Origin of the sequence: Bergeriella denitrificans NBRC 102155, from assembly GCF_001592185.1 — a bacterium.
Lineage (GTDB): Bacteria > Pseudomonadota > Gammaproteobacteria > Burkholderiales > Neisseriaceae > Neisseria > Neisseria denitrificans.
The window spans coordinates 1-2,674 of the sequence record NZ_BCWL01000254.1 but is presented as its reverse complement, the minus strand read 5'-3'; the positions used below and the strand labels follow the sequence as shown (position 1 = coordinate 2,674).

The window sequence follows — 2,674 nt, the reverse complement described above, 5'->3', positions numbered from 1 at the left end:
ATTTCAGCAGATTAAGGCAAGGCAGCAAGCCGCTGTAACGCTGTATCAGCCTAACGGGCATCCATAGAGAAATGCCTGAAAAACAGAAATCTTTATTGCCGTAAATGCCGTCATTCCCGCGCATGCGGGAATCCACTGAAGAGTTACTGTGGCTTTTTTAAAGCAATATATTGCTTGATATCTAAAGTAGATTCCCGCCTGCGCGGGAATGACGTCAATAAAGATTTCCGTTTTTTAGGAATTTAAGTTCTACGACTATATATCGTACAACCCGCATCAAAAACCGTTCGCCCCAAGCCGCCGCCCCAAGCGTTCCATCGCCCCGCCAATCGGAGTACAATGACCCGCTTATCTGCACGACCGAATATCGCCAATCTCCTTTATGCCGCATACAACGAACAATGTACGCATAATTAAATATCGTGAATTCAAATAAAAAATCTACAGCGTTGGCTGCGCCTTGTCGTACTACTTGTACTGCCTGCAGCTTGCCGCCTTGTATCTTTCTTATTTGAATCCACAATAGTTGAGCGATAAACAACCGCTCCGCCCGCCCCGATCGCCCATTTCTTATCTCTCCGACACCCCTGCAATGAATACCCGCATCCATCTCTCCATCACCGCCCTGCTGCTGGCCGTTTACTGGTTTTTCATGTTCCACATCGCCCTGTATGCGCCTGCGGACATCGCCACCTTTATCTTTATCGAAGGCGGCACGGTCGAATCGGTTTCGCCTTATTTGTGGTTTGCACTGGCCGCGCTCTGCCTGTTCGGCCGTCTGAAAATGCCCACGCGGCTCGCCACCGCCGCTGCTGCCGTATTGCTCGGTCTGCGCGAAATGGATTTGCACAAATCCTTTTTCCAAGAAGCCGCTTTCCGCACCCACTTTTTACGCAGCAACTTCTATCTCAGCGACATCGTGCCGCTTTCGCACAAAATCATCGGCGGCCTGCTTGTCATCACGCTGGCCGTATTGGTGCTGTATCTGCTCAAAACCTTCGTCGCATCCTGGCGGCAAAAAGACAGCCCGCGCCTGATTCACTTCTATACCCTGCTGGCCGTTGCCCTACTGGCCGCCGCCAAAGTTGCCGACCGCGCCAATATGTATATGGAAGAATACTTCCACCGCCCGCTCGAAGCGCATACCAACCTCATCGTGCAGGCATTTGAAGAATCCGCAGAAATGGCCGCGCCTGTATTGCTCTGCACCGCCCTGATTTTCTACGGCTTTTTCAGACGGCCTAACAACTCAGCCAAGCAAAATAAAATGCTAAATATTATAAAAAAACAAAATTTAAAATCCAAAAAATAAAATAAACAGGATTTTTTGAAATAAAATTGCCAAAATTAATCAAAAAGCCTTGTTCCCCGCCCGCAAAGGCGTTACCCTATGCTCCTACCGAAAATAAGGACCAACCATGCAAAGCTACCAAACAGACGACATTAAAATCAAAGAAGTCAAAGAACTGCTGCCGCCCATCGCCCACCTTTACGAGCTGCCCATCAGCAACGGCGCGGCCGAGCTGGTACACAAAACCCGCCACGAAATCGCCGATTTGGTACACGGCCAAGACAAACGCCTGCTGGTCGTCATCGGCCCCTGCTCCATCCACGACCCGAAAGCTGCGCTGGAATACGCCGAGCGTCTGCTGCCCTTACGCAAAAAATACGAAAAAGAGCTGCTGATTGTGATGCGCGTGTATTTTGAAAAACCGCGCACCACCGTCGGCTGGAAAGGCCTGATTAACGACCCGCATCTCGACGGCTCGTTCGATATCAACTTCGGCCTGCGCCAAGCCCGCAAGCTGCTGCTGACCCTCAACGACATGGGCATGCCCGCATCCACCGAATTTCTCGACATGATTACGCCGCAATATTACGCCGACCTGATTTCCTGGGGCGCCATCGGCGCGCGCACCACCGAAAGCCAGGTGCACCGCGAGCTGGCCAGCGGCCTCTCCTGCCCCGTCGGCTTTAAAAACGGCACCGACGGCAACCTGAAAATCGCCATCGACGCCATCGGCGCGGCCAACCACCCGCACCACTTCCTATCCGTCACCAAAAGCGGCCACTCCGCCATCGTCCACACCAGCGGCAACCCCGACTGCCACGTTATCCTGCGCGGCGGCAAAGAGCCGAATTACAGCGCCGAACACGTCCAAGCCGCAGCCGCCCAGCTGACCCAAGCCGGCGTCACACCCAAGCTGATGGTCGATTGCAGCCACGCCAACAGCCGCAAAGACTACAAACGCCAAATGGAAGTCGCCGCCGACATCGCCGCCCAGCTGCGCCAAGGCGAAAACAACATCATGGGCGTGATGGTGGAAAGCCACCTGGTCGAAGGCCGCCAAGACAAGCCGGAAACCTACGGCCAAAGCATTACCGATGCCTGCATCGGCTGGGAGGCCACCGAAGAATTGCTGGCGCTGCTGGCCGAAGCCAACCGCACCCGCCTGTAAGGCTTTAGCTTATTCCAAACCATCAAAAAGGCCGTCTGAAAAATGGGCATTTTTCAGACGGCCTTTTTGACGAAATGTGCGAACACCTACCGTATTCCACAACATAAACTCAGGATAAGCAATTTAGTTAATCCTTTATATTTCAATTGGTTATACAGACAGAGAACACAGAGTGAAACAAGGCAGCAAGCCGCAGACAGTACAAATCGTACAGG

General features: G+C 52.7%; 2 protein-coding genes. Both read left to right on the top strand.

Going from position 1 to position 2,674, the window contains the following annotated elements; genetic code table 11:
* Positions 1-592: 592 nt before the first annotated feature.
* On the top strand, positions 593-1,312 hold the full coding sequence (locus BDE01S_RS09870) for a hypothetical protein (protein ID WP_066080985.1): 720 nt from the start codon (positions 593-595) through the stop codon (positions 1,310-1,312).
* Between the two features lie 106 nt (positions 1,313-1,418).
* A complete protein-coding gene (aroG, locus tag BDE01S_RS09865; protein ID WP_066080982.1) occupies positions 1,419-2,459 on the top strand; it encodes a 3-deoxy-7-phosphoheptulonate synthase AroG in 1,041 nt (346 codons plus the stop codon).
* Positions 2,460-2,674: the final 215 nt, after the last annotated feature.